Annotated in this window: 23 protein-coding genes and 1 tRNA gene; 11 read left to right on the forward strand and 13 right to left on the reverse strand. The window is 59.5% G+C overall.

Translation table 11 applies throughout. From position 1 onward, the window contains the following. The first annotated feature begins 3 nt into the window (after positions 1-3). A complete protein-coding gene (locus V6M61_RS17060; protein WP_332777779.1) occupies positions 4-759 on the forward strand; it encodes a polysaccharide deacetylase family protein in 756 nt (251 codons plus the stop codon). Between the two features lie 18 nt (positions 760-777). Beyond that, positions 778-1,986, forward strand: a complete 1,209-nt coding sequence (locus V6M61_RS17065) for a glycosyltransferase family 4 protein (RefSeq protein WP_332777780.1) — start codon at positions 778-780, stop codon at positions 1,984-1,986. Positions 1,987-2,019: 33 nt separating this feature from the next. Here the strand turns inward: V6M61_RS17065 and V6M61_RS17070 are convergent, their stop codons facing one another. The 3 genes from V6M61_RS17070 to V6M61_RS17080 all read right to left on the reverse strand — a co-directional run bounded on the left by V6M61_RS17070 (position 2,020) and on the right by V6M61_RS17080 (position 6,006). After that, on the reverse strand, positions 2,020-2,889 hold the full coding sequence (locus tag V6M61_RS17070; protein ID WP_332777781.1) for a glycosyltransferase: 870 nt from the start codon (positions 2,887-2,889) through the stop codon (positions 2,020-2,022). 79 nt (positions 2,890-2,968) lie between these two features. Continuing rightward, entirely contained in the window at positions 2,969-4,687 is a 1,719-nt protein-coding gene (msbA, locus tag V6M61_RS17075; protein WP_332777782.1) for a lipid A export permease/ATP-binding protein MsbA, read from the reverse strand. Between the two features lie 56 nt (positions 4,688-4,743). Next, entirely contained in the window at positions 4,744-6,006 is a 1,263-nt protein-coding gene (locus V6M61_RS17080) for an O-antigen ligase family protein (RefSeq protein WP_332777783.1), read from the reverse strand. A gap of 175 nt (positions 6,007-6,181) precedes the next feature. Here V6M61_RS17080 and V6M61_RS17085 point away from each other — a divergent pair, with 175 nt between their 5' ends. The 7 genes from V6M61_RS17085 to V6M61_RS17115 all read left to right on the forward strand — a co-directional run bounded on the left by V6M61_RS17085 (position 6,182) and on the right by V6M61_RS17115 (position 11,744). Next, entirely contained in the window at positions 6,182-6,946 is a 765-nt protein-coding gene (locus V6M61_RS17085) for a glycosyltransferase family 2 protein (protein WP_332777784.1), read from the forward strand. Positions 6,947-6,995: 49 nt separating this feature from the next. Continuing rightward, on the forward strand, positions 6,996-8,255 hold the full coding sequence (tolB, locus tag V6M61_RS17090) for a Tol-Pal system beta propeller repeat protein TolB (RefSeq protein WP_332777785.1): 1,260 nt from the start codon (positions 6,996-6,998) through the stop codon (positions 8,253-8,255). A 56-nt stretch (positions 8,256-8,311) separates the two neighbouring features. Next, a complete protein-coding gene (gene pal, locus V6M61_RS17095; protein ID WP_332777786.1) occupies positions 8,312-8,845 on the forward strand; it encodes a peptidoglycan-associated lipoprotein Pal in 534 nt (177 codons plus the stop codon). Positions 8,846-8,860: 15 nt separating this feature from the next. Then, positions 8,861-9,610 (forward strand): tol-pal system protein YbgF, encoded by a 750-nt coding sequence (gene ybgF / locus V6M61_RS17100; RefSeq protein WP_332777788.1) that lies wholly within the window; start codon positions 8,861-8,863, stop codon positions 9,608-9,610. 40 nt (positions 9,611-9,650) lie between these two features. Beyond that, the gene (locus tag V6M61_RS17105) at positions 9,651-10,766 is read left to right on the forward strand and encodes a YeeE/YedE family protein (protein WP_332777789.1); all 1,116 of its coding nucleotides are present in this window, start codon (positions 9,651-9,653) and stop codon (positions 10,764-10,766) included. Further along, positions 10,766-11,593, forward strand: coding sequence for a tRNA threonylcarbamoyladenosine dehydratase (locus tag V6M61_RS17110; protein WP_332777790.1), 828 nt, complete (start codon positions 10,766-10,768; stop codon positions 11,591-11,593). The genes V6M61_RS17105 and V6M61_RS17110 overlap by 1 nt, the downstream gene beginning before the upstream one ends. Positions 11,594-11,668: 75 nt before the next feature. Continuing rightward, a tRNA-Lys gene (locus V6M61_RS17115) sits at positions 11,669-11,744 on the forward strand. 303 nt (positions 11,745-12,047) lie between these two features. On the opposite strand, the gene V6M61_RS17120 is transcribed toward V6M61_RS17115, so the two are convergent. Together V6M61_RS17120 and V6M61_RS17125 are read right to left on the reverse strand one after the other, a co-directional pair. After that, positions 12,048-13,007, reverse strand: a complete 960-nt coding sequence (locus V6M61_RS17120; protein ID WP_332777791.1) for a ComEC/Rec2 family competence protein — start codon at positions 13,005-13,007, stop codon at positions 12,048-12,050. Beyond that, positions 13,000-13,647, reverse strand: a complete 648-nt coding sequence (locus tag V6M61_RS17125) for a hypothetical protein (RefSeq protein ID WP_332777792.1) — start codon at positions 13,645-13,647, stop codon at positions 13,000-13,002. The genes V6M61_RS17120 and V6M61_RS17125 overlap by 8 nt, the downstream gene beginning before the upstream one ends. A 240-nt stretch (positions 13,648-13,887) precedes the next feature. Here V6M61_RS17125 and V6M61_RS17130 point away from each other — a divergent pair, with 240 nt between their 5' ends. Next, on the forward strand, positions 13,888-14,745 hold the full coding sequence (locus V6M61_RS17130; protein ID WP_332777793.1) for a ComEC/Rec2 family competence protein: 858 nt from the start codon (positions 13,888-13,890) through the stop codon (positions 14,743-14,745). A gap of 83 nt (positions 14,746-14,828) precedes the next feature. Next, positions 14,829-15,362: an RNA 2',3'-cyclic phosphodiesterase gene (gene thpR, locus V6M61_RS17135; RefSeq protein ID WP_332777794.1), complete on the forward strand. Its 534-nt coding sequence runs from the start codon at positions 14,829-14,831 to the stop codon at positions 15,360-15,362. On the opposite strand, the gene V6M61_RS17140 is transcribed toward thpR, so the two are convergent. From V6M61_RS17140 to V6M61_RS17175, 8 genes are all read right to left on the reverse strand, one after another. Then, positions 15,353-15,886, reverse strand: coding sequence for a hypothetical protein (locus V6M61_RS17140; protein WP_332777795.1), 534 nt, complete (start codon positions 15,884-15,886; stop codon positions 15,353-15,355). The genes thpR and V6M61_RS17140 overlap by 10 nt on opposite strands. A 45-nt stretch (positions 15,887-15,931) precedes the next feature. Further along, a complete protein-coding gene (locus tag V6M61_RS17145) occupies positions 15,932-17,953 on the reverse strand; it encodes an ABC-F family ATP-binding cassette domain-containing protein (RefSeq protein ID WP_332777796.1) in 2,022 nt (673 codons plus the stop codon). Positions 17,954-18,030: 77 nt separating this feature from the next. Further along, a complete protein-coding gene (gene prmB, locus V6M61_RS17150) occupies positions 18,031-18,924 on the reverse strand; it encodes a 50S ribosomal protein L3 N(5)-glutamine methyltransferase (RefSeq protein WP_332777797.1) in 894 nt (297 codons plus the stop codon). Further along, positions 18,921-20,174 (reverse strand): succinyl-diaminopimelate desuccinylase, encoded by a 1,254-nt coding sequence (gene dapE / locus V6M61_RS17155; protein ID WP_332777798.1) that lies wholly within the window; start codon positions 20,172-20,174, stop codon positions 18,921-18,923. The genes prmB and dapE overlap by 4 nt, the downstream gene beginning before the upstream one ends. 178 nt (positions 20,175-20,352) lie before the next feature. Further along, on the reverse strand, positions 20,353-21,498 hold the full coding sequence (locus V6M61_RS17160; RefSeq protein ID WP_332777799.1) for a PilT/PilU family type 4a pilus ATPase: 1,146 nt from the start codon (positions 21,496-21,498) through the stop codon (positions 20,353-20,355). Positions 21,499-21,581: 83 nt separating this feature from the next. After that, complete coding sequence (gene dapD, locus V6M61_RS17165) at positions 21,582-22,409, reverse strand: 2,3,4,5-tetrahydropyridine-2,6-dicarboxylate N-succinyltransferase (RefSeq protein ID WP_332777801.1); 828 nt, start codon at positions 22,407-22,409, stop codon at positions 21,582-21,584. A 13-nt stretch (positions 22,410-22,422) separates the two neighbouring features. Then, complete coding sequence (gene dapC, locus V6M61_RS17170) at positions 22,423-23,628, reverse strand: succinyldiaminopimelate transaminase (protein WP_332777802.1); 1,206 nt, start codon at positions 23,626-23,628, stop codon at positions 22,423-22,425. Positions 23,629-24,064: 436 nt separating this feature from the next. Then, the gene (locus V6M61_RS17175) at positions 24,065-24,205 is read right to left on the reverse strand and encodes a hypothetical protein (protein WP_332777803.1); all 141 of its coding nucleotides are present in this window, start codon (positions 24,203-24,205) and stop codon (positions 24,065-24,067) included. Positions 24,206-24,372: the final 167 nt, after the last annotated feature.

Consider the following 24,372-nt stretch of genomic DNA (forward strand, 5'->3'; position numbering starts at 1 on the left):
TCCATGCCCATGACACTGCGCACGGCCAACCGCCAGCCCATTCCGATATTGGTCTACCACCAGATCGACCAGGCGCCGCCCAAGGGCAGCCCTTTTCGCAGCCTTTATGTGTCGCCGGCATCGTTCGGGCGACAAATGGCGTTTCTCAAATTGCTGGGCTACCGGGGCCTGTCCATGAGCGGACTGGAGCCGTACTTGAACGGTGAGCGCAGCGGGAAAGTGGTGGGCATCACGTTTGATGATGGCTATCTGAACAATTTGACGCATGCCTTGCCGGTGCTCAGGCGGCACGGGTTTTCGGCCACCTGTTATGCGGTCAGCGGCTTGCTGGGCAAAACGAATGTGTGGGATGCAGACATTGGCATTGCGCAGACAGCGCTGATGGATGAAGCCCAGATTCGCGAGTGGGTCGCAGGCGGACAGGAGATTGGCTCGCACACCCGCAACCATGTGAACTTGCAGAAAATTCCGGACGAATTGTGCCGCTCGGAAATCAGCGCCGGCAAGACCGAGCTTGAACCCATCGTCAATGGCCCGGTCAAGCATTTTTGCTACCCTTACGGCCACTATGATCCACGGCACGTGGCCATGGCGGGAGAACAGGGCTTTGCAACGGCAACGACCACCCAGCGAAGCCGTTGCCATGCGCAAATGGACAAGCTGCAGCTGCCCCGCGTGCCGGTTCTGCGCTCCACCACCTTGCCGATGTTCTGGCTCAAAATTGCGACTGCTTACGAAGATCGCCGTTACGTCGCATGAACGCCACATGAACGCCGCATGACTTCCTCCGCTTCGCAAGGTACCGGGCAACAAGATGACCACGCGCGCCGGCTGCGGATCGCGGTATTCAACCGCATCTTTTCACCGACCGGTGGCGGCGCCGAGCGCTATTCGATTGCGTTGGTGGAGCAACTGGCACAGGCGCATGAGATTCATGTGTTCGCCCAGCAGATCGACCATGCCTGGCCCGGCGTCAACTATCACCTGATTTCGGCGCCGTTGCGCAAGCCGCGCTGGATCAATCAGCTGTGGTTTGCGACGGCCACCTGGTGGGCCACACGCCGCGGTTTTGACGTGGTGCATTCGCATGAGAACACCTGGCATGGTGAGGTGCAGACGGTTCACGTGTTGCCAGTCAAACACAATCTCTTTCATGGCCGTACGGGCTGGCGCCGGGCTCTGCGCTGGGTCAAGGTACTGACCAGCCCGCGTCTGCTGGTTTACTGCGTGCTTGAGCGCCTGCGCTATGCCGCCCAGACCGGGCGCCATGTGGTGGTCACTTCTGACAGTCTGAAAAAAATCATGGCGGTCACTTATCCGGTTTGTGCGGAGACGATGTCGGTCATCACACCCGGTATCGCCATACCTGTCACACCAACATCCGATGCCCGCAAACAGCAGGCCAGAGTCCAACTCGGTTTGCCGAAAGCAGCGCGCTGCCTGCTGTTTATTGGCAACGATTACCGTAAAAAAGGCCTGCCAGCCCTGCTCGAAGCGCTGCCGCAACTACCCGAGGATGTGGTGCTGGCGGTTGTGGGCAATCCCGCGCAAGTCAGTGCCTTCAAGAAGACGCTTGAGGGGACTGCCTGGGGTCAGCGCGTCTTTTTCCTCGGGGCCCTGCAGGATGTGAGTCCTGCTTACGAGGCGGCTGACTGCCTGGTGCATCCGACCCTGGAAGATACCTTCGCCATGGTGGTGTTGGAGGCCATGGCGCATGGGCTGCCAGTGATCGTCAGCAGCGAGCGGTATTGCGGCATCTCCGGCCTGCTGCGGCATGGCGTCAATGCGCTGATTCTTGACGACCCCAAGAACGCCAAGGCATTGGCCGCATCTCTGAGCCGGCTGCTGGGTGATGGCGCGCTGCAGCGGCAACTCGGCGAGCAAGCCGAAGATTTTGCCCGCCAGCACCAATGGGAAACCATCGCGCGTGAGCAGGAGAAAGTTTATTTCTCAGCCGTGCAAGCCAAGAACAGGCTGCATGCCTGAAATCGCCTGAACCTGCCTGGAGGCCTCTGAAACTCAGGCAACCAGCTTGAAGTGCTTGCGGCTGAAGTCCAGCCCGGTCAAGGTTTCAAGCCGGCGCATGAAATGGTACTTGTTTTCTTTCGGCGTCGGCCGGTAGGACGGGTCAATGTGCAGTTCCTGTTCCGCGCCGGTTGCCAGCCAGTGCTGCACGGCCTGCGGGTGTGTGCCCGTAAACGGTGCCAGGGCTCGCGCATCAAACTTGCTGTAGTGGATTTGCGCGGCTGATGTCGCCCAGTATTTGCTCACCTGGTCGAGCTTTTTCTGCATGTCTTCATTGCGGCGTATCCAACCGTAATGAAAAATATGCGCATTGGCCAAGGCTGCACGCGGGTTTCGCCCTTTTTTGTGCTCGCTGGTGACGAGCCAGTACTGGCCGTCGGGGGCATAGCTGCGAATCGTGTTGCGGATCAGCCGGCATTCGCGGCGGTACCAGCCGGGGCTGATGGACACCCATTGCGGCGCCCCGTAAAAATGGTGGTAGTCAAAAACCAGCGCTTCCACCAGCGGATTGCCGTGATGGCGATCCACGCTCGCACGTATGGCTGCCAGCTCATCCTCATGCACGACCTCATCGCCTTCCAGGTAGAACGCCCAGTCGCCGGTACATGAGTATTGGGCGATCATTTTCTGCTGCGCGTAGACAAAGCCACGATCGGCCATGCGTTCGTTCCAGCGGGTTTCGATGATCCGTATTTTGGGGTCATCAATGGCCCGTACACGCGCCAGCGTGTCATCCGAGCCTTGCCCTACGGCAACTACAAACTCGTCGACCAGCGGCAACAGGGAGCGAATGGAAGCTTCAAACGGAAACCCGAGTTCAACGCCATTGCGTATGAACGTAAAACCACTGATGGAGGCCTTCATCTGACTGAACTTTCGCGCATAAATTTTCCTGGGTGCGGGGCGAGTATCAACGGTTTGCGCACGCCACGTTGAATTGAAGCTATGTATTTTGGAATCCAAGCCGGTAAAGATGAGCGTAGGCGCCATTTTTAGCCAGCAGCGTCTTGTGCGTGCCCGATTCAATTATCCGTCCGGAATCCATCATGATGATGCGGTCTGCATGCTGCACCGTGGACAGACGATGCGCAATCACCAGGGTGGTGCGGTTGCGCATGAGGCGTTGCAAAGCCTCCTGCACCGCGCGCTCGGACTCCGTGTCCAAGGCCGAGGTGGCCTCGTCCAGTATCAGTACAGGGGCATCTTTATAAAGGGCTCTGGCGATGGCGAGCCGCTGGCGTTGCCCACCCGATAGCTGGGTGGCGTTGTGCCCGGTCTGGCTGTCGATGCCTTGCGGCAGCTCCGCGACAAAGCGGTCCAGGTTGGCCGCTTTCAGGCATGACAACACCTTCTCCCGGTCGACGTCAAAGCCAAGGGCCACATTGACGGCCAGGGTGTCATTGAGCATGACGACGTGCTGGCTGACCAGCGCAAACTGGCGGCGCAATGCGTCCAGTTGCCAGTCGCGCACATCGTGTCCGTCCAGCTCGATGCGTCCTGAACTCTGCTCAACGAACCGGGGGAGCAGGTTCACCAGCGTGGTTTTTCCGGCGCCGGACGTGCCTACAAAAGCGACTGTTTCTCCGTGTTTGATCGACAGGCTGACGCCATCGAGGGCTGGGGCCGTTCCAGCGTTGTAGGCAACGCGAACATCCACGAAATTGATCTGCCCGTCCGCCCTGGTCTTGGAGAAATCTCCCCCGACTTCGTCCTCGATCGACTCCATCAAATCGAGGCCGCGTTCCAGCGCCGCCAAGCCGCGGGTAATGGGACCGGCCACTTCCGACAAGTGCTTGATGGGGGCCACCAGCATGAGCATGGCCGTGACAAAGGCGACAAATGAGCCAACCGAGGTGCCATCGGTCGCGCTTTGGAGCAGTGCGACCGAAATAACCGCGGACAGCGCCAATGCGGCCAGCATTTGCGTGGCGGGTGTCATGGCCGCTGAAGCCGCGGTGGATTTCATGGAGAGCCGCCGCAAGGCATCGCTGAGATGGGAAAACCGGCGTGCCTGCTCGGGTTGCGCGGCATGCAGGCGGATGTCGCGGTGGGCCAGAACATTTTCTTCCACCACATAAGCGAGCGAATCGGTGGCCGTCTGGCTTGCCTTGGTCAGCTTGTAGAGGCGGCGGGACAGGGCACGCATGACCAATGCAACCGCCGGAATCAGGAGGGCGACGATGAGCGTCAGTTTCCAGTTCAGGTACAGCAGGTAGCTTGACAGTGCCAGCAGGGTTAATGAATCCCGGGTCAGGCTCATCAACGAATTGACCAGCATGCTTGAGCCATTCTGGACTTCGTAGACCACCATATTGGCCAGCGAACTGGAGGACTGGCTGGCGAAAAGGTTCAGGCGCGCCGTCAGGGTCTTCTGGAACATGGCTTTGCGCAAATCAAGCAGGCCAAGGTTGGTGACTTTTGCCAGCGCTATTTGAGCTACAAAACCTGCAAATCCGCGCACGCCGAACAAAAGCAGCAAGGCCACAGGCACAACCCACAGATCAATGCCGCCTTTCTGAAACCCCTGGTCGAGCAACGGCTTTAACAAGGCGGGAACCAGTGGCTCGGTGGCCGAGGCAATGACGGTTGAGGCGACCGCAATCGCCCACCCGCTTTTTGACTGGCTGAAATAAGGCCAGATCCGGCGCAAGCGCTGGAGCATGGGCGGTTGCCCTGTTTTTGGCAAGCCGGAAGAAGGTGCCGTGTTTTTGATTGCAGTCAACTTCTGACCTCATTGGAAAACGGGAGTTGATCTGATTTTTTCACGGAATGAAACCCCAGCGCCATCAGCAAGCCCAGCGATACACAGAAGAAGTCGCCGATGGTCGCGTCATAAATGCTGGAATTGAACAGGCAGGAAATGGCAAGCGCCGCCAGCACAGACTGCGTTGCCCGTGCGTTGGCCGTGCTCATTTTCAGTGAATCCCTGTAGAGCGCCAAAAGTACATGGCAGAGCAATGCAATGCCGATGAGGCCAGCTTCAACCCCCCAGAGCAGGTATTCCTGGTGTGGATTTCGAACGCCCAGCGTACTGGCGGGGGCTCTGCCCCGATCAAGCCGTTTGTACTCTCCATGCCAGCTTCCAACGCCGGAGCCCGTCAAAGGGTGTTCAGCGATGGATTGAACTGAACGGTACCAATAGTTAAGGCGCTCGCCTGATGAGCTCACCATCTGGTTTGTTTTGGCATAGGCGCCAACCTCTTGAATGACGGCGTCCATCCGGTCGCGTACTTTCGAAGAGCTCACGACGAAAACCAGCAATAGCAGAAAAGGCGCCGCACCAGCGAGTAGCCGGTAAGGTTTTGGCAATTCCCACATGATGGCCAGCGATATCAAGGCAATGACCACCACGTGGCCCGTACGCCCCTGCATCACGAACAGAACATTTGCGAGGGCGGCAATCATCACAGCGATGGCCAGATAGCGGCCCGGCCGGCCTGGCGCCAAGTGCCGCAGATGCCAGCAGATGGCTGCCAGGATGCTGCTCATGATGGGTTGATCGAGGCGGCTGGAGAAAACCGCGTACTCGGCAAGCGCCATATTGGAGGTAGCCCAGGGCACTGGCAGTTTGAGCCACAACATCCACGAGCTTGCGAGCAGGAAAACTTGCAGGCCCACAAAAGTAGCCAGTGCAAAAAGGGCATCCTGTCGTGAGCGGATGAGGAAAAGCAGCAGCGGAATCAACAGCAGTTTGGCATGCTTGGCCCATGCCCCAAGCGCTTCATCCATAGTGGCCGCAGTCCATAGCATGGTCAATGCCAAACCGGCCAAGGCCATCAGCACGGCGCCAGGTGCGTGCATGGCGCTTAAATTGGCATGCGCAAAAGGCCGGCGGATTAGCCACAGCAGGCTGGCGAGTCCGGTCAAAAGCACAATGGCCTTTGAAATACTGATGATGGCGACCGGCAGGCCCACTGCAGCAGCGACAAAGCAGATAAAAACCAGCCGTGTACTGAGGGTGCTTGCCGGCAATGGCGCCATGGAAGAGAAGGAAGAGGGGACGTCTTCGAGTTGTTAGCCCTGCATTATCGTAGAACAACTGGTGACTATTTTTCGGGGCTTGTGGCTGCTATTGTGTGGAGAATCAAGGCAAGCGGTGACAATGGACTAAATTGTTGGTAAGCGGCCTCAAGAAAATCAGCCAAAAATTCAATACATGAGCTTATCCGTCGTCATCATCACAAAAAACGAAGCCTCAAACATAAAAGCATGCCTGGAGTCCGTCAGCTTTGCCGACGAATGGATCGTGCTGGACAGCGGCAGCAGCGATGACACCGTGCAGATAGCCCGTGCATTCGGCGCCAAGGTGACGACAACGCCGACATGGCCCGGGTTTGGGCCACAGAAAAACCTCGCGCTAGTGCAGGCTTCTGGTGACTGGGTGCTGTCGCTGGATGCCGATGAGCGGGTAACGCCTGAACTCGCAGCGCAGATCGCTGCAGCTTTGAAAAATCCAGGCAGCGTCGCGTTTGAATTGCCCCGGTTAACCCAGTTTTGCGGCCGCTGGATTCATCATTGCGGATGGACGCCTGACCATGTCTTGCGTCTTTTCAGGCGGGGGCAAGCGGCCTTCAGCGACGATCTGGTGCATGAGCGGGTTGTGCTGAAGGCGGGCGCCGTCTCGCGCCTGAGCGCGCCTCTTTTGCATTACAGCTACCCAACGCCTGCGCATTACTGGCGCAAGCTCGAGCAGTACAGCGTGGCCTGGGCCGAGCAATCCTATGCGCGGGGCCAGCGAAGCTCCATGCCAAGGGCGGTAACATCCGGTTTTGTGGCCTTTGTCCGAAGCTATTTCTTTCGCCTCGGAATCCTTGATGGCAGCATGGGGTTTGCGGTTTGCGCCATGCAGGCGCAAGCCGCTTTTGGCAAACATTTCACTTTGTACTGTTTACACCAGCAAGATGCATCCAAACAATCCTGACTCAGTTTTGCAGCGCCCGGTTTCCGGGCTTCCCAGCCGGCGCGCATTCATGGCCGGTGCTTCGGCAGCCGTTGCGGGCATGCACATGCCTTCGGCGCTGGCGCAGTTTCGTGTGGAGGTCTCGGGGGTTGGCCTGACGCAGGTCCCCATTGCGATTGCAACTTTCAGGGGCGATGAGCAAGCACCCCAAAAAATTGCGGCCATCGTGCGTGCCGATCTGGAACGCAGCGGCCAATTCCGCAGTGTTGATGCCAGCGGCAGCAGCCTTGATGAAACCTCCAGCCCTGATCTGTCCTTGTGGCGTCAGCGTGCCGCGGACTCGCTGGTCACCGGCAGCGTCACGCGGCTTGCCGATGGCCGCTACGACGTCCGTTGCGGCTTGTGGGACGTCGTGCGCGGGCAAGGCCTGGGTGGCCGGAGTTACCAGGTGAGTTCGGCCGATTTGCGGCAGGCGGCGCACCGGATCGCCGACTTTGTGTATGAAAAACTGACCGGTGAGAAGGGGGTCTTTGCAACACACCTTGCCTATGTCACCAAGGCTGGCCAGCGCTACAACCTCTGGGTGGCGGATTCCGACGGCGAGAATGCGCAATCGGCTTTGAGCAGCCCGGAGCCCATCATTTCACCGTCATGGTCGCCCAATGGAGCGCAACTGGCTTATGTGTCCTTTGAGTCGCGCAAGCCGGTCATTTATGCGCACGATGTGGCCAGCGGAAAAAGACGCCTGCTGGCGAACTTTCGTGGCTCCAACAGTGCACCGGCGTGGTCGCCGGACGGCAAGCAAGTGGTTGCCACCCTCAGCCGTGATGGCGGTTCCCAAATTTACGCCATCGATGCGGGCGGCGGCGAGCCCCGCAGGCTGACGCAGTCAAGCAGCATCGATACCGAGCCCGTCTTCTCTCCGGACGGGAAAAGCATCTACTTTGTCAGTGACCGGGGCGGCTCGCCCCAGATCTACCGCATGAGCCCCACGGGCGGAAATCCGGCCAGAGTGACCTTTACGGGCAGTTACAACATATCACCGGCCATCAGCCCGGATGGCCGCTGGCTGGCTTATGTTTCAAGGGTTGGGGGCGCCTTCAAGCTGCATGTGATGGAACTTGCCAGCGGGACGGCGACTCCCATCACGGAAACCAGTGCCGATGAAAGCCCCAGCTTTGCGCCCAACAGCCGTCTTATCGTTTACGCCACCCAGCAGCAGGGCAAGGAATCGCTCATGACCACAACGCTGGACGGCAAGATCAAGACCCGCCTGTCGGGCGCCAGCGGGGATATCCGGGAGCCTGATTGGAGGCCTTTCCAGCGCTAGCCGATGTTTCCTTGGCTGCAATCTTTTTTTGTTTTTTTAGCTTAGTAGAGGTAACCATGAAGCGTGTCCTTTTTTCACTCGTGTCCACCATCACCCTGTCTGCTGCACTGGTAGCTTGCGGCTCCAGCGTCAAGCTGGATGATGTTCCCGTTGAGGACCGGACTGCGACCAGCACTTCCGCCCAGAAGGATGGCGCCACAGGGCGCGGCGTTACGCCCGTCCAGGCTGGCGCGACCGATAGCGCAGCGGCCGGGCCCAGCGGAGCGGCGAAAGTCATTTACTTTGATTTCGACAGCTTCACCATCAAGCCGGAATTCCAGGGCGCCATCGAAGCGCATGCCAAGTACCTGACGGTCAACAAGGGCCGCAAGATAGCCATTGAAGGCCATGCCGATGAGCGTGGTGGCCGTGAATACAACCTGGCGCTGGGGCAAAAACGGTCCGAAGCTGTGCGCCGCTCACTCGGCCTGCTGGGGGTCGCCGATGGCCAGGTCGAAGCAGTCAGCTTTGGCGAGGAAAAGCCGGCTGCCCTCGGCTCTGACGAAGAGGCAATGGCCAAGAATCGTCGTGCTGAAATCAACTACCGTTAAGCTGGAGCTCTGACCGTGAGAATCTTTCGCACCGGACTGGTCGCCCTGACTTGCCTGTTCGCCCTGAACGCCAACGCGGCCTTGTTTGGGGATGACGAAGCCCGAAGAGCCATCCTCGATTTGCGGCAAAAAGTCGACGCTTCCCAGCAGGAGCTGAAAAAAGTTACCGATGAAAATGCGCAACTACGCCGCAGCCTGCTGGACCTGTCGAACCAGATTGAAGTATTGCGCGCTGAACTGGCAAAAATGCGTGGCCAGGAAGAGCAACTGGCCCGCGATGTGGCGGATGTGCAGCGGCGACAGAAAGACCTGAGCCAGGGCCTGGATGACAGGCTGCGAAAGTTCGAGCCTGAGAAAGTCTCCCTGGACGGCAAGGAATTTGTAGCCAGCCCCGAGGAGAAGCGTGATTTTGAGGCCGCCCTGGCTACTCTGCGCAAGGGCGAGTTTGCGGCAGCGCAGGGCGCTTTTACCGGCTTTATCAAACGTTTTCCGGACAGTGGCTACAAGCCGGCTTCCCTGTTTTGGCTGGGCAACGCCCAGTACGCCTTGCGCAGCTACAAGGAGGCCATGCTTAATTTTCGGGCCTTGATCGTTCTGGCACCCGATCACCTGCGCGCGCCCGAGGCCATGCTGTCCATCGCCAATTGCCAGCTCGAGCTCAAAGATGCCAAATCCGCGCGCAAAACCCTGGAAGATCTGGTGAAAACCTACCCCCAGTCTGAAGCCGCTTCAGTCGGCAAAGAGCGCCTGGCCAAGCTCAAGTAGGGCCTCTCTGCAGTTTTTCATTCCCCACTAAAATTGGGGGATGGAAACCCCCGCTCTCAACGCGCTCACCACCCAGGTTCTGTGGGCTGCCTTCATTCTTTCTATGCTGTTTGGCGCTATCGCGCAGCGTACGCATTTCTGCACCATGGGCGCCGTGAGCGACATTGTCACCATGGGCGACTGGACCCGCATGCGCATGTGGGGCATGGCCATTGGCGTGGCTATGCTTGGGTTTTTTGGCATGGCTGCAGCCGGGTTGATTGATCCGGCCAAAACGCTGTATGCCTCCAATCGTTTCATCTGGCTGTCGGCGCTCGTGGGAGGCGTTTTATTCGGCTTTGGCATGGTGCTGTCCTCAGGCTGCGGCAGCAAAACGCTGGTGCGCATTGGCGGCGGCAACCTGAAATCCCTGGTGGTGTTTGTCGTGATGGGCGTTGCCGCCTTTGCGACCCTCAAGGGCATCACCGCCGTGCTGCGTGTGGCCACGGTGGATCGGGTTGGCGTTGATTTTTCCGGGCCAGCTGCCTTGCCTAACTGGCTTGCCGGCATGTCAGGCCTGCAGCCTGCGATGGCCGGGCTGGCCCTGTCGCTGCTGATTGGCCTGGGTCTGATCGTCTGGGCTTTGAGTGGCCCGGATTTTCGCCGCTTTGACAATTTGCTGGCCGGCCTGGGTATTGGGGCTGTCATCGCGGCCATGTGGTGGGTGAGCGCAAAACTGGGCTATGTGCCCGAGCACCCGGAAACTTTGCAGGAAGCTTTTCTGGCCACCAACTCGGGCAGGTCCGAGGCCATGAGTTTTGTCTCCCCGGTCGCCTACACCCTGGACTGGCTCATGTTTTTCAGCGACAAGAGCAAGGCGCTTACCGTGGGCATCGTGTCGGTGTTCGGGGTGGTTGCCGGCTCGGCGGTGTATTCCCTGCTGTCGCGCAGCTTCCGCTGGGAAGGTTTTCGGGATGCAGAAGACACGGCCAACCATCTGGCCGGGGCCATGCTGATGGGCGTGGGCGGTGTCTGCGCCATGGGCTGCACGATAGGGCAAGGCCTGTCCGGCATCTCTACCCTGAGTGCCACCAGCATTGTGGCGCTCATGTCCATTTTGGCAGGCGCTGTCGCAGGCCTGAAGTACCAGTTGTGGCGACTGGAGCGCAGTCTCTAGTGCAAGCTTCATCACCCGTCTTGCCGTCGTTCGTGGCGGACACCGCAGCAGCCGACCTTGATCGCCGGTTTGGCGGGCTTGCGCGCCTTTATGGTGTGCCGGGTGCACAGCGGATCCGGGCCGCCCATGTGGTGGTGGTGGGCATAGGCGGCGTTGGCTCATGGGCAGCAGAAGCCCTGGCGCGCAGCGGCGTGGCGCAGCTGACGCTGGTCGATCTTGACCATGTCGCGGAATCCAACATCAACCGCCAGGTGCATGCGCTCGATGCGACCCTGGGGCAGGCCAAAGTGCAGGCCATGCGCGAGCGCATTGCGCAGATTCATCCCGATTGCCAGGTGCACTGTGTAGAAGAGTTTGTTGATGCTTCCAATTGGCCGGGCCTTCTCGGGCTCGATCCGGCCGCTGACATGAGCCAGCTGGCGGTGATTGACGCCTGTGACCAGGTCAGGGCCAAAACAGCCATGGCCGCGTGGGCCATCAAGCACAAGGTCAAATTTGTCAGCGTAGGCGCGGCAGGCGGCAAGCGCCACGCCCATCAGGTTGAAATTGAAGACCTGGCCATGACCACCCACGACCCCTTGCTGGCCCAGCTGCGCTACCGCCTGCGCAAAGAGCAGGGGGCGGCCCGCCAGGGAAAAATCGGTGTGGCCTGCGTGTTCAGCCGCGAGCCCGTGATGCCGCCGGATGCATCCTGTGCAATCGGGGAAGATGCGGTGGCGCAAAGCGACAATACGCTGAACTGCCACGGCTATGGTTCGGTCGTGAGCGTGACTTCAACCTTTGGTTTGTGCGCTGCTGGTTGGGTGTTGAATAAATTTGCGAAGTGACTTTGCCAAGACCCAAAAAATGACGCTATAATTTGAGGCTTCGCTGCACACCAAACAGCAAATAATTAAAACAGTGGGACGTTAGCTCAGTTGGTAGAGCAGCGGACTTTTAATCCGTTGGTCGCGTGTTCGAGCCACGCACGTCCTACCACTCATTCGAAGGACCTGGTCGCAAGACTAGGTCCTTTTTCTTTGGAAAATCAGGGCCTTGGCGCATAGCGCTCGGGCCTTTTTCTTTCCTCGGACTTAAAAATCGGACTTTGGTGCAAAAAGTGGTGCACTGACAAAGTTCAGACCATCCGTTTAGGCGCAAACGAATGGCAAGTATTTCGAAACGAGGCGACTGCTGGCGCACGCAGATCGCCCTCGCCACCGATATCTCAGCCCACCTAGTTTTCTACAATGCGCAGCTCCCCCCGGCGAACAACGAGAAATAAAACGAGCCCGCCGCTGATTATTTCAGGCCCTTAAAACCGGGATGCAGGAGGTTGCGCAGGCTATCCGCGTTCATCGAAAGCCAACGGTACTTTCTCGCCTTGTAATCGTGCTGGGAGGATACCTTTGTAGTGTCACTGCAATAGTTCGTCACCCTGAAATCACGCGTGTGTCCTCCGATTGAGCGAACCATTACATCGCCCGTCTTGGTGGTAAAGATCTTGATCTCCTGGTCATGCAAGAGAGCTCTTATCTCCGGCCGCGGATGATCGAAGTGATTGTCGTAATTGCTGCTACAAACAGCAATTTGAGGCTTTAATTCCTCAAGCAACTTCTTGCTCGTGAATCCGTTGTCCGCTCCATGATGGGCCAAGATCATGACATCGACTTCACGGCACAGCGTTTTGCATCGCCGAAGCATCGCGGCAATGTTCCTATCTTCCACGTCTCCAAGGCTAAGTACATTGAACGACCCGCCTCGGAAAAACTTGATGGTCGAATTGTCGTTCGAGTTGTCCCTCAGTTCTCGAGGATGGTAGAAAATGTCGCGGTAGCCAGGTCCCGCTGTGGGCTCCAGAGACCTGATATACGGCGGGTCGATTGCCTGAACATTGACGGCAATTTGCTTGGCAGCCCACTTCTGGCGGTACTGCGTGATGGCCCTCATGCAGTTCTCGGCAGAGGTAGTGTGCGGTACGTAGCCAGGATGCTCGATTTTTAACGGCGCGAGGTTCTTGAGGATCCACTCCAGCCCGGACTCGCTGCAATGGTCTTGGTCCCAACTGGTGATGTGCAAGACGTCGATTTTTTCCTTGCTACAAGCCGCCAGTTCCTCGAGTAAGCGCGGCTGATTCACATCGGTGATAACAGCTTCGATCAACGTGAAATGATTGCCGGCCAAGTAGGAAAACGATGAACCCGCCTGGCCCAATTGGTAGGCTCTAAATCGGGTCTGAACGGCCTTGAGCGTGCTAGACATGGCGCCTCACCGAATGAAGAGCGAGAACAGAGGTGACAAAACCGACCCCTTGGAGGCGTGCGCCAATGGCGGACAGAAGGTATTGCACGAGAAACAACAGGGCAGCACTACTGGCATGGGTGCTGTCGATCGCTCCGACAGCAAATGCTAGTCCGATAGCGGCCAGCAGAAGCAGTGACAGTGCTGCCAAATCGCGAAGTAATAGGAACTGGCGGTGGACCTGTTGAATTGACGGGTCGCTTTCAACCTTCTTGAATAAGCCGTACCACTTCGAATTTTGTTCCTTCGGGTCGGTAGGGAAGGCGCCCACGTTCTTCTTGAGCTTTGCCAAGTCGATGCGAGAATCCACCAGTGCATATTTGCTAAACGCACGATGCCCAGGCAGCACATCGTGCAGCCTCCAGAAGATCAGCACCGCCTTGAAAGACGAGGGCAGGAGCGGGTTGAGTAACAGGACCACCACGGGCGCGCACACCATGACGAGGGCACGCATCGCTAGCAGGCCAGTCATGTTTGCCGGCGTTGTCACCAGTGGCCACAAAGTAACTGCCAGCAATACGACCGCGTCAACGGCCACCACACCCCATAGGACGTGGTGGTTTTGCGCTTTCAACGCCTTTTGAGGCTGTGGCTGGATCACTTTGTTATCGGTTGGTTGGAATTGCCAGCAATTTGGGATGTTAAACAGGGTTTCAAGCCCGCCGTCAAAGCGATTGATAACCTATAGGCGCAATGGGACGTAAATTTTGATTCGCACGGTAAATTGTCTACTGCCGACGGCAGTGGCTTGCGGCTGCATAAAATTGTAGTTATAACGCGCAAACGGCCGTAACTGCAACATCAAGCTGAATGCGGCGGGCGAAAAGAACGTGAGGGGCAAGTGACTCAACTGGTATTGCGCTTGTTTGACGTCGAGCACGGCGCTTGTGCCATCATGGCTGCCCCGACGGGAGAACGCATCGCGATGGTAGATTCCGGCCACAACAGTAGTACCGGCTGGCGTCCCAGCACTTATATTCAAAATACGCTAGGGCGGAAACTCCTTGATTTCTTATTCGTTACCAATGCGGATCAAGATCATCTCAGCGATCTTGATGGTCTATGGGACGCAGGAGTAGAGCTAGGGGTACTCATCCGGAACCCTGGCCCATCGCCAGAAATATTGAGAAAAATCAAGGTCCAGCAGGGTGGTTTGACCAACGACATTGAACGATTCTTGGCGATACACAAGAGCTTCAATGTGCCGCCAGATCTGCCATTTAACAGTGCAATGGGCGGGGTCACATGCTCCACATTCCACAACTCCTATCCCGATTTCAAAGAGACAAATAACCTGAGCATGGCCGTTTTCATCAAGTACGGTCCTTTCAAGATATTGTTTCCTGGCGACCTTGAAGCGGCCGGATGGCGTAGGCTGCTAAACGTCCCAAGCTTCGTTCAGGAGCTTGCCGGAACCACAGTCCTTGTTGCCTCACACCATGGCCGATTGAATGGGTTTGCATCCGAGGTGTTTGATTACTTTGCACCACAGTGCGTCGTCATTTCTGACAAGCCGATCATTCACGCAACTCAGGAGATGGTGCCTGACTATCGCTCGGTTACCCAAGGCGGCGGGATTGCCGTGCTGAACCAAACCAGCAGGCGACAGGTCCTAACAACCCGGACGGATGGTGACATCATCTTCAAGGTGAATGCTGATGGGGTTTACACGATTGAAACGACGCGTAATGGACGATGAAGACGACAAAATTCGGTGCAATCTGGTAACGCTCAGCCAAAGCGTATCCTTGGGCCTGCATTGTGCGCAGCAGCCACTCCGAGATGAACACGCCATCGGCAACAGATACTTCCGACACGGGACGCCTGTTCCTGGCCCTGTGGCCGGACCAGCGCGTTCGCGGCGCCCTGGTCCACTACCGCGACGCATGGGCTTGGAGCCGGGGCGCGGCATTGGTGCGGCCGGACGCGCTTCATCTCACGGTCCAGTTCATCGGCGCGGTCCCCCGGGATCACTTGCCGCAGCTGCGGGCAGGGTTGGCCGTGCCTTTCGTGCCGTTTGACCTAAGCCTGGATGACCCTGAGCTGTGGCCCCGTGGCCTCGCGGTGCTGCGGCCCCATGCAACGCCCGCCGGCCTGCTCGCCTTGCACGAGGCGCTGGGCCAGGCGCTTGCGCAATGGGGTGTTGAGGCGGAGAAGCGGGCGTTTCGTCCTCACGTGACGTTCGCGCGTCGTGCCGCCGGGACGGTGCCTCCAGCGTCGATGCCGGCCATAGCCTGGCATGTCAGGGGCTATGCCCTGGTCGAGTCGATGCGCACGGCCTCGGGGGACTACCGGGTCATCCAGAGTTACGCCTGAACCCGAGCCCTGCGCTCGCGCGCTGTGTCGGGCGGGTGCGGTGGCGGCAACAGTCCGGCGGTCTGGGCTACCCGCACGCAGTCGCGGATATGCTCCTCGCCAAAATAGCGGATGGCTGCATAGCCCACGGCCGCTGAGATGGCCTGGCCCGCCAGGGGCACGAACTTGGCGGCCTGTTTGCTCGTCAGTCGCACACCTATAGTGCTCGCGGCCTTGATCACCAGGTCGCGGCTGATGAATTTTCCGATCAGCACCGAGCCCACCATGGCAACCGCTTTCTGGATTTGCTCGCGCTTATTGGGGGTCAGCCGGTCGAGCTGTTCGGGCGTCAAGCCAAACTCCGCGTTGATCTCGGGGATCAGGCGTGAAAGCAGGGCGGCATCTACCGCCCAGTCGAGTCCGGGCACGGGAACTGCACTGGCTACCGCGGCGACCATGGCACGCCGGTTGAGCAGTTTGCGGCTGCGCTTGACTGCGGCGACCAGTGCCGCATCGTCGGAGGCCATTTGCAGCGCTGTAGGCATGATGAGAGAGGTTTGGGAGCCGGGGGCCGGCCCTGATGCTTTCCTTTATACCGTAGCCGTGTCAAGTTGTTCGGTCAGCTCCAGCCAGCGCTCTTCCAGCGCGCCCAGTTCGTTGTCAATAGCTTTGAGGCGCTTGCCGGTCTGGGCTATTTCTGCCGGCGCGGTGGTGCTGGCCAGCCCGGTTTGCAGGCTGCCCTTCTCGGTGCTCAGGGCCTGCATCTGGTGGTCGATCTTTTCCAGTTCCTTGCGCAGCGGTTTGGTCATGTTGGACTGCTGCTGGCGGCGCTGCGCTTCATCTTTTTTGTTGGCTGGTTTTTTTGAGTCAAAAGTGGCTGTTGCCCCAGCAGAGCATGCGTCAGTAGCTATTGTTTTGGTAGCGTCCAACGCAGGGGCAGCGCTGCTGCCCGATTTTTTGGCTTCTTCGCGCTGGCGCTTGGCGTGGTCCAGCAAATACTTCTGGTAGTCGTCCAGATCGCCGTCAAACGGCGCAACGCCGCCTTGCGAGACCATCCAGAATTCGTCGCAGACGGCGCGCAGCAGTGCGCGGTCATGGCTGACCAGCATGACAGTGCCTTCAAACTCGTTGAGCGCCATCGACAGCGCTTCGCGCGTGGCCAGGTCCAGGTGGTTGGTCGGCTCATCGAGCAGCAGCAGGTTGGGGCGCTGCCAGACGATCATGCACAGCACCAGCCGGGCTTTTTCGCCGCCACTCATGCTGCCGACGGCCTGCTTGACCATGTCGCCGCCAAAGTTGAACATGCCCAGGAAGGCGCGCAGGTCCTGCTCGCGCGTGGCTTGGCCGCTGATCTTGCCTGCGGCGGTGACTTCTTTCACCAGGCGGATCATGTGCTCCAGCGGGTTGTCGGCCGGGCGCAGCACGTCCAGCTCCTGCTGGGCGAAGTAGCCGATGTTCAGGCCTTTGCCTTCGGTCATGTCGCCGCTAATGGGGGCGAGAGCCCGCGCCACGGTTTTGACCAGGGTCGACTTGCCTTGACCGTTGGCGCCCAGAATGCCGATGCGCTGGCCGGCCAGCACCGATTTGCTGACGTTTTGCACGATGACGGTGGGCGGCGTGCCTGCCGGCGAGCCTTCAGGGGGCGGGTAGCCGAAATAAGCGTTCTGCATGGCCAGCATGGGGTTGGGCAGGTTGGCCGGCTCCTTGAACTCGAAGGTGAAGTCGGCTTCGGCCAGCAGCGGCGCGATTTTTTCCATGCGGTCCAGCGCCTTGACGCGGCTTTGCGCCTGCTTGGCCTTGCTGGCCTTGGCCTTGAAGCGCGCAATGAACTTCTGCAGGTGGGCGATCTTGTCCTGCTGTTTGGCGTACGCCGTTTGCTGCAGCGCCATCTGCTCGGATCGCAAGTCTTCAAACTTGCTGTAGTTGCCGCCGTAGCGCGTGAGCTTGGCGCTTTCGATGTGCACGGTGACGTCGGTCACGGCATCGAGAAACTCACGGTCATGGCTGATGACCAGCATGGTGCCCTGGTAGCGCTTGAGCCAGGCTTCCAGCCAGACCAGGGCGTCCAGGTCCAGGTGATTGGTCGGTTCGTCGAGCAGCAACAAATCCGACGGGCACATCAGCGCGCGGGCCAGCTGCAGGCGCATGCGCCAGCCGCCGGAGAAACTGTTGACGGGGTTGTCCAGTTCGTTGACCTTGAAGCCCAGGCCCAGAATCAAAGCCTGCGCCCGCGCCTGCGCATCGTGTGCGCCACAGTCGTACAGCTCCATGTAGGCGTGGGCCATGCGGTCGCCGTCACCGCTGGCCTCCGCTGCTTCGACTTCAGCCTGCGCGGCCAGCAGCACCACATCGCCATCAATCACGTAGCTGGTGGCGCTCTGCTCGGTCTCCGGCATGTCCTGGGCGACCTGCGCCATGCGCCACTGCTGGGGAATAGCGTATTCGCCGCCATCTTCGTGCAGCGAGCCGTTGAGCATGGCAAACAGCGAGGACTTGCCTGCGCCATTGCGACCCACCAGGCCGATTTTTTCGCCCGGGTTGAGGGTGACAGACGCACTGTCGAGAATCACTTTGGCACCGCGACGCAGCACCACGTTTTTAAGGGTAATCATTTAACAGGCAGACTCAAGAAAATTATTCGGGCGGCGTGTTACGCCAGGATTCACGCCCATCGCCCAAGACGCAAGTCTCAAGCCAGTTGTTCGCGCGTGAGCAGCAGCACCTGCTCGTTGCCGGCGCTGGTTTCCAGCCAGAGGGGTTCCAGGTGGGGAAAGGCGCGCTCGAAATGGGCGCGCTCGTGACCAATTTCCAGCACCAACACAGCATTTTCGGTCATTTGCGCGGCTATGTTTAGAAAAAGGCTTCTTATGAAGTCCATGCCGTCCGTGCCGCCGGCTAGCGCCAGGGCCGGTTCTGCGCGAAATTCAGCGGGCAGGGCGGCCATGCTGCTGGCGTTAACATAGGGGGGGTTGCACAAAATCAGGTCATAGGGGCCCGGGCAGGCGGCCAGGCCGTCGGACTCGATCAGGGTGATGCGGTCTTGCAGATGGTGGCGGTCCACGTTGATGCGGGCCACCGCGAGCGCATCAGGGCTGATGTCCGCCGCGTCGACCGTGACATCGGGGTAGGTCATGGCTGCCAGCACCGCCAGGCTGCCGTTGCCGGTGCACAAATCCAGCACTCGGTGGGTGTCTTCGCTCAGCCAGTGGTCTATGCTGCCCACAAATTCCGGATGCACCAGCAGCTCGGCAATGAGCGAGCGCGGAATGATCACGCGTTCGTCCACATAAAACGGCACGCCCTGCAGCCAGGCCTCGTTCGTCAGGTAGGCGGCCGGCTTGCGGGTGCTGATGCGTGCTTCCAAAAGCATAGCTACCTGCGCTTGATCGGCGGGGGCTACAGGCCTGTTTGCCACTGAATCGAGGTCGTCCAGCGGCAAGCCCAGCTTCCACAGCACCAGCCAGGCCGCTTCGTCAAAGGCATTTTGCGTGCCCTGGCCAAAGCCGTCCGCGGCGGTGAGGCCGGCGGCTTCCAGCCGGGCGGCCATCTGCTCAATCAACTCAAGTACGGTCACGTCGGTCATGGGGCCGGGCGCAGGGTTGACGCAATGGGTTCAACGCCTGCCAGGCGCTCCAGCACGCCTTTGTAGATGTTTTTGAGGGGGTCGAGCGAGCTCACCGCGACACACTCGTTGATTTTGTGGATCGAGGCATTGATGGGGCCGAACTCAATCACCTGCGGGCAGACTTTGGCGATAAAGCGTCCGTCGCTGGTGCCGCCCGTGGTCGAGAGTTCGGTTTGCAGACCCGTTTGGGCCGCAATGGCGCCGCGCACCGCATCGACCAGCTGGCCCGGGGTGGTCAGAAAGGGCAGGCCGCCCAGCGTCCACTTCAGCTCGTAGTCCAGCTGGTGCTTGTCGAGCACCGCCTGCAGGCGCTGCTGCAGGCTTTCGGGGGTGGACTCGGTGCAAAACCGGAAGTTGAAATCCACCACCAGGTCGCCGGGAATGATGTTGGACGCGCCCGTGCCGCCGTGCACATTGGACACTTGCCAGCTGGTGGCCGGAAAAAACTCGTTGCCCTGGTCCCACTCCATGGCCACCAGCTCCGCCAGCGCGGGGGCGAACTGGTGGATCGGGTTTCTGGCCAGGTGCGGGTAGGCGATATGGCCCTGGATGCCTTTGACGGTGAGCTTGCCGCTCATGGTGCCTCGGCGTCCGTTTTTGATCATGTCGCCCAGCTGATTGACCGAGGTCGGTTCACCCACGATGCAATAGTCCAGCACCTCGCCGCGCGCCTTCAACTGGTTGCAGACGACCACGGTGCCGTCGGTGGCCGGGCCTTCCTCGTCGCTGGTGATCAAAAAGGCAATGGACAGGTTCGGCTTGGGGTGGGCCGCCAGAAACTCTTCGACAGCCACCACCATGGCGGCAATCGAGGTTTTCATGTCGGCCGCGCCGCGGCCGTAGAGCATGCCGTCGCGGTGGCTAGGCGTAAACGGCGGGCTGCTCCATTGGTCCAGCGGGCCGGTGGGCACCACGTCGGTATGGCCGGCAAACACAAAAGTCTTGGGGCCTGGTGCTGCCGGCAAAGCATTTTCTGCTATTGATTTAATAGCTGCTGGCGCAATAATTTCATGGGCTTGAGGGCTAAAACCTTTGAACTTGGCCCACAGGTTGGTGACGCGAAAGTGCTCAGGCCCGCTGACGATGGTTTCGCATTCGAAACCCAGGGGTGCGAGGCGGGCGGCCAAAATGGCCTGGCAGTTCGCATCATCGGGCGTGACGGAAGGGCGCGAAATCAGTTGCTCGGTCAGGTGCAGTGTTTTTGACATAGTTATTCAGGCCAGACAATTTTCCGCCGGGCCGCCCCAAGGAAAATTAGCCCCTGAGGGGCTGACGTCCGCGGCTCCAAGCCTGCCTGCGCAGGCTTGGACGGACGGAAGAGCAGCTGCGTCTCGCAGCGGCACGTCCAGCGAAGTACGCGAAGCGACAAGCGTGGGGGTCATGTTTTCAGTGCTTCACATCCAGCGTGATTTCGGTGAACGAGGGCTCGTCGTCATGGTCTTCCTGCGGTTCCTTGGCCTTGGCGGCCGCGGAAAAGTCGTTCTCAAGGCGCCACATCAGGTTGGTCGGCGAGTCGGCATACAAGATGCCTTCCTTGCGCGTGACGGTGCCGTCGACAATCAGCTTGGCGATGTCCTGCTCAAAGGTCTGCGAGCCTTCGGCCATGGATTTTTCCATGGCCTCCTTCACGCCCGAGAAGTCGCCTTTTTCGATCAGCTCGGACACCAGCTTGGTGTTGAGCATGACCTCGACCGCCGGCGTGCGGGAACCCGCCTGCGTGCGCAGCAGCCGCTGCGACACGATGGCCTTGAGGGCTGCCGCCAGGTCGCCCAGCATGGTCGGGCGCACTTCCACCGGGTAAAAGCTCAGGATGCGGTTGAGCGCCTGGTAGCTGTTGTTGGCGTGCATGGTGGCCAGGCACAGGTGGCCGGACTGGGCATAGGCAATGGCCGCCGACATGGTTTCGCGGTCGCGGATCTCGCCAATCAGGATCACGTCGGGCGCCTGGCGCAATGCGTTTTTCAGGGCCACCTGCAGTGATTGCGTGTCACTGCCCACCTCGCGCTGGTTGACCACGGACTTCTTGTTGGTGAACAAAAACTCGACCGGGTCTTCAATCGTCAGGATATGGCCCAGCGTGGTTTCGTTGCGGTGGTCCATCATGGCGGCCAGCGTGGTGCTCTTGCCGGCGCCGGTGGCGCCCACCATCAGCAGCAGGCCGCGCTTTTCCATGATCAGGTCGGCCAGGATGGGGGGCACGTTCAGGCTGTCCAGGGGCGGAATTTCGCTGGGGATGTAGCGAATCACCGCCGCGTAGGTGCTGCGCTGCCTGAAGCCGCTGATACGAAAGTTGCCCAGGTCTGCAATCGGCAGGGCCATGTTCAGCTCGCCCATTTCCTCGAGCTCTTCAATCCGCTCGGGCGGCAGCACCTCGGCCAGCAGGTTGCGCGGCGCGTCGGGCGGCAGTATCTGGTTGTTGATCGGGATCGCCTGGCCATTGATCTTGATCAGGGCCGGGGAGTGGGCTGACAGGTACACGTCAGAGGCTTTTTTATCAGCCATCAAACGCAGGATTCGTTCCATCGTGCTCATAGGTTTGGCCTCGGTCAAATCAATGTACTCCGTCAGTTTGGCTAGTCGTCGTTCGTCGTCTTGAATGGTCGGTAATTAACCAATCAGTCGCGCAGCAAGTCGTTCAGGCTGGTGGTGGCGCGTGTTTTGGCGTCCACCCGCTTGACGATCACCGCGCAGTACAGGCTGTACTTGCCGCCGGCCTTGGGCAAATTGCCTGACACCACGACGGAGCCGGCCGGAATGCGGCCGTACGTCACGGTGTCCGCCTCGCGGTCGTAAATCGGCGTGCTTTGGCCGATGTACACGCCCATGGAGAGGACCGAGTTTTCTTCGACGATCACGCCTTCAACCACTTCGGAGCGCGCGCCGATAAAGCAGTTGTCTTCAATGATGGTGGGGTTGGCCTGCATCGGCTCCAGCACGCCACCAATGCCCACGCCGCCGGACAGGTGCACGTTCTTGCCGATCTGGGCGCACGAGCCTACGGCGGCCCAGGTGTCCACCATCGTGCCTTCGTCCACATAAGCGCCAATGTTGACGTAGCTGGGCATCAAAATCGCACCCTTGGCGATGTAGCTGCCGCGGCGCGCCACGGCGGGCGGCACCACGCGCACGCCGGTGGCGCGCATTTCGTCTTCGCTCAGGTGCGAAAACTTGGTTTGCACCTTGTCAAAAAAGCCCAGCTCGCCGGCGCGCATCATTTCATTGTCTTTGAGGCGAAAACTCAGCAGCACGGCTTTTTTGATCCACTGGTGCGTCGTCCACTGGCCCACGCCTTGACGGGTGGCCACGCGCAGGTGGCCGTTGTTGAGCTGGGCAATGGTGTGCTCAACCGCATCCAGAACCTCTTGGGGCGCTGAGTTGGGCGACAGGTTGGCGCGGTCTTCCCAGGCAGTGTCGATGATGCTTTGCAGGTTGTCTTGAGTCATTTGAAGTGTTTTTTCAGTGAACTTTGGATTGAATGAATTGAACAATGCGCTCCGCGGCCTCGACGCATTCGGCGGTTTCCGCCACCAGCGCCATGCGGATTCGACCGGCGCCCGGATTGTGGCCCTGGGCTTCGCGGGCCAGGTAACTGCCCGGCAACACCACGACATTGTATTGAGCCAGCAGCTGGCGTGAAAACTCCGGGTCTGACCCCTTGAACACGGCCGGGATCTTTGCCCACAGGTAAAAGCCGGCATCCGGCAGGGCCACGTCCATCACCGCAGCCAGCAGGGGTGTGACTTTGGCAAATTTTTCGCGGTACAGGGCGCGGTTGGCAATGACATGCTGCTCGTCGTTCCAGGCGGCCATGCTGGCGGCCTGCACCACCGGGCTCATGGCGCTGCCGTGGTAGGTGCGGTAGAGCAAAAAGGGCTTGATCAGCGCCGCATCGCCGGCGACAAAGCCGCTGCGCAAACCGGGCACGTTGCTGCGCTTGGACAGGCTGGTCAGCGCGATCAGGTTTTTGAAATCATGCCGGCCCAGCTGGGCGGCGGCTTGCAAGCCACCCAGGGGCGCTTCATCGCGGAAGTAAATCTCGCTGTAGCACTCGTCGGAGGCGATCACAAAGCCGTATCGATCGCTCAAGCGGAAAAGCAGCTCCCATTCAGCCAGGGACATCACGGCGCCGGTGGGGTTGCCCGGCGAACAGACAAACAGCAGCTGCGTGTTGGCCCAGACGGCTTCGGGCACGCCGGCCCAGTCCGCCGCGAAATTGCGCGCCGGATCGCTGGGCACAAACCAGGTTTGCGCACCTGCCAGCAGCGCCGCGCCCTCATAGATTTGGTAGAAAGGGTTGGGGCAAATCACGGTAGCGCCGGGGCGGGTCGGGTCGATCACGGTTTGCGCCAGCGAAAACAGCGCCTCGCGCGAGCCGTTGACGGGCAATATCTGCGTTGCCGGGTCCAGGCTCAAACCGTAGCGGCGCTGCAGCCAGTTGGCCATGGTTTTGCGCAAGTGCGGCTCGCCCACCGTGCCCGGGTAGCTGGCCAGGCCCGACAAATTGGCGATCAAGGCGTCTTTGACCAGGGCCGGCGTGGCGTGCCGGGGTTCGCCCATGCCCAGACTGATGGGGCTAAACGCAGGATTGGGGGTGACGTCAGCGTGAAGTTGGCGCAGCCGCTCGAAGGGGTAGGGCTGCAGGCGGGTCAGCAATGGGTTCATCTGCGCATTATCGAGGATTGACCTGGCAGCGCCTCGTCACTTGGGTTTCAAGTCGCTGATGCGAATGCCTAGGGCCTGTTAACGCTATTTTTACAAGATGCGTTGCGAGCCAAAAAGGCCATGAGCAAGGCGCAAAACGCTGTCGGGGTAGGCCCCCGACAAGGCTTTGCAACGCCGCGCATGGCCTTTTTGATCGCAACCCGAAGGGAACGGGGTGAAAACAGCGCCACTCGGCGTTGCACTCCTAGCCCAGACGCCCGGTCTGGGTGTCGTCGCGCGCCTTGATTGGCGCTGTTTTCACCCCGTTCGCATTTGTAAAAATAGCGTTAACAGGCCCTAGTTGCCGGTTTTCAGGCGGACCGTCCTTGCAGGGCTGGAGATTGGCTATAAAAATAATAGCTAATTGCGCACATTACACGCGGGCTGATACCGGTTTTTACTCTTTATTCTTGGCTTTGGGCACCGTGGGGGCGGCAGAGGTCTTCGGCTGATCGCCCAGTATGGTTTTGACCGGGCAAACCTTGAAGGCCGGGCATTTTTTGCAGCCTACTGCAATGGCGATAGGGCAAATGATCATGGGGTGTCTCCTGGCGCTGTTTTAGGGCCAGTATGCGCCCGGAACCGGCCTGTCATGCACTTGTTAACAAAAGAAGACGGTTGTGGGGCTTGGGTAACATCACGCGCTGAGACGGCTCGGGTAACATCACGCGTTGACTATTGTGCTGCGCAGCGCTTGATGTGGCG

It is taken from the genome of Polaromonas sp. (assembly GCF_036676035.1).
Lineage (GTDB): Bacteria > Pseudomonadota > Gammaproteobacteria > Burkholderiales > Burkholderiaceae_C > Polaromonas.

Coding starts and splice junctions, on each gene's coding strand:
- V6M61_RS17060 (WP_332777779.1), top strand. CDS start 4: ATGCCCATGACACTGCGCACGGCCAACCGCCAGCCCATTCCGATATTG.
- V6M61_RS17065 (WP_332777780.1), top strand. CDS start 778: ATGACTTCCTCCGCTTCGCAAGGTACCGGGCAACAAGATGACCACGCG.
- V6M61_RS17070 (WP_332777781.1), bottom strand. CDS start 2,889: ATGAAGGCCTCCATCAGTGGTTTTACGTTCATACGCAATGGCGTTGAA.
- msbA (WP_332777782.1), bottom strand. CDS start 4,687: ATGCTCCAGCGCTTGCGCCGGATCTGGCCTTATTTCAGCCAGTCAAAA.
- V6M61_RS17080 (WP_332777783.1), bottom strand. CDS start 6,006: ATGGCGCCATTGCCGGCAAGCACCCTCAGTACACGGCTGGTTTTTATC.
- V6M61_RS17085 (WP_332777784.1), top strand. CDS start 6,182: ATGAGCTTATCCGTCGTCATCATCACAAAAAACGAAGCCTCAAACATA.
- tolB (WP_332777785.1), top strand. CDS start 6,996: ATGGCCGGTGCTTCGGCAGCCGTTGCGGGCATGCACATGCCTTCGGCG.
- pal (WP_332777786.1), top strand. CDS start 8,312: ATGAAGCGTGTCCTTTTTTCACTCGTGTCCACCATCACCCTGTCTGCT.
- V6M61_RS17105 (WP_332777789.1), top strand. CDS start 9,651: ATGGAAACCCCCGCTCTCAACGCGCTCACCACCCAGGTTCTGTGGGCT.
- V6M61_RS17120 (WP_332777791.1), bottom strand. CDS start 13,007: ATGTCTAGCACGCTCAAGGCCGTTCAGACCCGATTTAGAGCCTACCAA.
- thpR (WP_332777794.1), top strand. CDS start 14,829: ATGAACACGCCATCGGCAACAGATACTTCCGACACGGGACGCCTGTTC.
- V6M61_RS17140 (WP_332777795.1), bottom strand. CDS start 15,886: ATGCCTACAGCGCTGCAAATGGCCTCCGACGATGCGGCACTGGTCGCC.
- V6M61_RS17145 (WP_332777796.1), bottom strand. CDS start 17,953: ATGATTACCCTTAAAAACGTGGTGCTGCGTCGCGGTGCCAAAGTGATT.
- prmB (WP_332777797.1), bottom strand. CDS start 18,924: ATGACCGACGTGACCGTACTTGAGTTGATTGAGCAGATGGCCGCCCGG.
- dapE (WP_332777798.1), bottom strand. CDS start 20,174: ATGTCAAAAACACTGCACCTGACCGAGCAACTGATTTCGCGCCCTTCC.
- V6M61_RS17160 (WP_332777799.1), bottom strand. CDS start 21,498: ATGAGCACGATGGAACGAATCCTGCGTTTGATGGCTGATAAAAAAGCC.
- dapD (WP_332777801.1), bottom strand. CDS start 22,409: ATGACTCAAGACAACCTGCAAAGCATCATCGACACTGCCTGGGAAGAC.
- dapC (WP_332777802.1), bottom strand. CDS start 23,628: ATGAACCCATTGCTGACCCGCCTGCAGCCCTACCCCTTCGAGCGGCTG.
- V6M61_RS17175 (WP_332777803.1), bottom strand. CDS start 24,205: ATGATCATTTGCCCTATCGCCATTGCAGTAGGCTGCAAAAAATGCCCG.